Source organism: Lonsdalea britannica (assembly GCF_946477055.1).
Taxonomy (GTDB): Bacteria; Pseudomonadota; Gammaproteobacteria; order Enterobacterales; family Enterobacteriaceae; genus Lonsdalea; species Lonsdalea britannica_A.
Genome location: NZ_CAMKXG010000333.1, coordinates 1 through 3,177, shown reverse-complemented (window position 1 = coordinate 3,177; position 3,177 = coordinate 1). Strand labels below are relative to the sequence as shown.

The 3,177-nt window shown below is 60.3% G+C and carries 6 protein-coding genes; all 6 read right to left on the bottom strand.

Going from position 1 to position 3,177, the window contains the following annotated elements; all coding sequences use genetic code 11:
* Positions 1-185: hypothetical protein (locus tag Q7O77_RS16210; RefSeq protein ID WP_304169704.1), on the bottom strand; the 185-nt coding region annotated here is incomplete at its 3' end.
* Between the two features lie 416 nt (positions 186-601).
* Positions 602-880, bottom strand: a complete 279-nt coding sequence (locus Q7O77_RS16205) for a hypothetical protein (RefSeq protein ID WP_244200980.1) — start codon at positions 878-880, stop codon at positions 602-604.
* 32 nt (positions 881-912) lie between these two features.
* Complete coding sequence (locus tag Q7O77_RS16200; protein WP_026741167.1) at positions 913-1,230, bottom strand: hypothetical protein; 318 nt, start codon at positions 1,228-1,230, stop codon at positions 913-915.
* Complete coding sequence (locus Q7O77_RS16195) at positions 1,227-1,862, bottom strand: hypothetical protein (protein ID WP_304169702.1); 636 nt, start codon at positions 1,860-1,862, stop codon at positions 1,227-1,229. The genes Q7O77_RS16200 and Q7O77_RS16195 overlap by 4 nt, the downstream gene beginning before the upstream one ends.
* Positions 1,852-2,487 carry a transglycosylase SLT domain-containing protein gene (locus Q7O77_RS16190; RefSeq protein ID WP_304169700.1) on the bottom strand — a complete coding sequence of 212 codons (636 nt, stop codon included), beginning with the start codon at positions 2,485-2,487 and terminating at the stop codon, positions 1,852-1,854. Before Q7O77_RS16190 ends, Q7O77_RS16195 begins: the two co-directional genes overlap by 11 nt.
* Before the next feature lie 2 nt (positions 2,488-2,489).
* Positions 2,490-2,834, bottom strand: a complete 345-nt coding sequence (locus Q7O77_RS16185; protein ID WP_304169698.1) for a putative holin — start codon at positions 2,832-2,834, stop codon at positions 2,490-2,492.
* Positions 2,835-3,177 lie beyond the last annotated feature (343 nt).

Sequence of the window (3,177 nt, the reverse complement as noted above, 5' to 3'; positions counted from 1 at the left end):
GTGTGGGTGTGGGTGTGGGTGTGGGTGACAGGTGACAGGTGACAGGTGACAGGTGACAGGTGACAGGTGACAGGTGACAGCAGCATTTGAAATGTCGCCAGAAAATGACAGCGATTGAGCAGGTATAAATCCCCACGTTCAGCCGTCGGGTTCAGGCGACAAAAGCCCGCAGAAAATGGAGACACACGTTTTCAGCCGTCGTGTCCAAACGACAAAGCCCGGAGAAAATGGAGACACACGTTTTCAGCCGTCTGGTTCAGGCGACAAAGCCCTGAGCAAACAGAGACACCCGCTTTCAGTCGTCGTGTCCAAACGACAAAGCCCGGAGAAAATGGAGACACACGTTTTCAGTCGTCGTGTCCAAGCGACAAAGCCCTAAGCAAACAGAGACACCCGCTTTCATCCGTCGTGTCCAAGCGACAAAGCCCTGAGCAAACAGAGACACCCGCTTTCAATCGTCGGGTTCAGGCGACAAAGCCCGAATAAACAAGCAAATCAGAATGACGCTGTCGGGGAATCGCGACAGTGGACGGTGTGGAGGACGTCGCCGAATGATAAAAGCGTCTCCGCGATGAAGACGACGCGCGGAGACGCTTGAGGTTTAGTCGTGCCAATATTTGGTGGGGTGAGCGATGCCGGGCAGGCTGTCGACCGTATAGTCGACCAGATCCGCGCCAAGGCGGGTCAGGCTCACGGTCCCGCTGCCATACGGCTCCGGTTTGACCGAGACCGTATGGCTTTCGGTCAGATAGTCCAGCGCCCTACGCAATTCGGGCGCCGTCACATCGGGATATATCCCGCGAATCACCTCCAGCAGAAAAAACAGGCTGACGGGATACGGCCGCGCACGGCTTAGCGTCACCAGGACATGCCAACGCATGGACTCCTGACGCAATCGAGACATTTCCACCGCTAGGATCTCCCATGCTGTTGCACCAGCTCCAACTTGTTGTAGAGCGCGTCGAGCTTGGCTTCAATCACCGTCTGTCCGCGAATGTAGTCCTCACGACGGACGTAGTTCAGCGGCAGATCGGCCTTGAACGCCATAAACTCGCGCTCCAGACTGTTGAGGTCGCCCATGCTGGTCCTGAAACTGGTGTCCAGCGCCAGGAACTGCTCGGCCTGACGCTTCTCCATTTGGGCGAAAAACATCTTCGCGACGGCGAAAACAAAGCCCATGAAGGAGAGAAGCAGACCGACCAGCGTCCAGAATTCAATCTCGACCTTCATCTCTCCAGCCCCGCGATATAGTCCAGCAGCGCATTCACCTGGGCGGCGAGCCGTCGATAGGCGGCGCCGGTTTCAGTGGCGTGAGCGAGGAGATCGCGTTGGGCGACGCCGGAATCGCGTAGCCGGGGATCAACGGCGGCAACGGCTCCGGACGCGCTGCCAGCGCGGCGGGCAGCGGCGGCGGGGTTTCCCGCATCGGCGGTGAGGGAAGACAGGCCGTAGGCGGCGTTGTACTGCTGCACGAAGCCAGCAGTAAACACGCACTCGATAGCGTGACTCTGGCCGCGTTCATCTTGCCAACGATGGGTAACATCATCAATTTTCCTCTGTAGCTGTTGATGGGTGCGACGCAGGTCGGAGACGGTGGCGAGATAGCGTTTTTCCGCCTCCGCCGCTGAAACCACCTGCTCTTGATAGCGCTGCTGCCAGGCCGCCAGGGCCTCGTTATCCTCTTCGGCCTGCGCCAGCAGCGCCTGCTCGTGACGGTTTTTCAACTCGCTCAGCGCCAGTTCGCCGTCGCGGGCGGCCTGAGCGTGTCCGCGCGTATAGCCGTTGTAGTACAGGCCAAAGGCCACCAGCAGCACGAGTGCGAAAGCGCCGAGCCAGCGCCAGGGGATCAGATTAGTGAACACAGCTGGCACCTCCCCAGGCAAGGTAGCGCGGCGCCAGCTCCATCAGGATGCGCTGCGGATAGTGGCGATTTTCCCGGAAGTTGGCCGCGCTGCGGCCCGCGTTGACGCTGGCGATGTGGGAGAACCAGCGCTGGCCGTTCAGCCCGCGTTTTTCCGCCAGACGCCGGTCGCGCTGTACCCAGCCGAGTCCGCCGTTGTAGGCAGATAGCGTCATCGCCATGCGTTCGCAGGCGCTGTCGCCGCGCAGACGTTCCCACAACCAGCGGTCGTAGTGCGTCAGCGCCCGGATGGCCCAGCTTGGATTAAAGGGTTGATTTTTCTTGAGTTCGGGCATGATGCCGCTGACCCAATCGGCGGTGGCGGGCATAAACTGCGCCAGCCCCTGCGCGCCGACGGGCGACACCGCCTGCGGATTCCAGCCGCTCTCCTGATGAAGTTGGGCGGCGAAGTCAGCCACGGGCGCAGACAGCCCCCACTCCAGTCGAGCGCTGCGGATCAGCTCGCTGCGATAGCGCTGCGCGGCGGAAGGCGCCTGATCGTCGGCGCGAGCAGAGCGCGGAACGCCAGCCCACGACGCCAACAGCAGCGCGGACAACAGCAGGCCCACGGTTTGTGGCGACAACATGATTACAACCCCGTCGCCACAGACAGACACACGGCCGCGACGATAATCGCGCGACGCAGCAACACGGCGGCAAAGACCAGCTCGGCACCGGCCCGCACCGGATAATGCCCCCGCGCCATCTGCTCCGGATCGTGCTCCAGATACTGCCCCAACGAGGCCTTCGGGAATAACGAACGATCCAGCCAGTAGCCCAGCACCGCAGCCAGCGTAATCAGCGAGATCTTGTAGACCACCACCGACAGCTGCTGCGGCGACACCAGCGCGATCAGCCCCAGCAGCAACAGCGCCGTCAGTTGCCAGCCCAACAGGCGTTCAAGCCGCATGATGCGGCGTTTTTTACTTTGCATAACAGTCTCCTTGAGAAGTGAAATACACACAGCATTACGGAGACGATCGGGGGGAGATTGTAAACGAGATTATAGCGTCCACGCCCCTGCAAGCCGCGTGGCTCAAGGGTTGGCGCTAATCAGAGCGGAAGGGAAATCATTAGAACTTCAAATCGAGGGATGCGGAAAACGCGTTCTGGAGGAGATAACCGCACGACGTCCAAAGCGCTTAACATCAGGCAATCACGATAGGCCACTGCCAGTAACATCAGCCGCTATCAAAAGGCGACACTCGCGACACCCGTGCCCTCTGCCCGCATCAAAAAAGCGACAATCGCGACACCTGTGCCCTCTGCCCGTATAA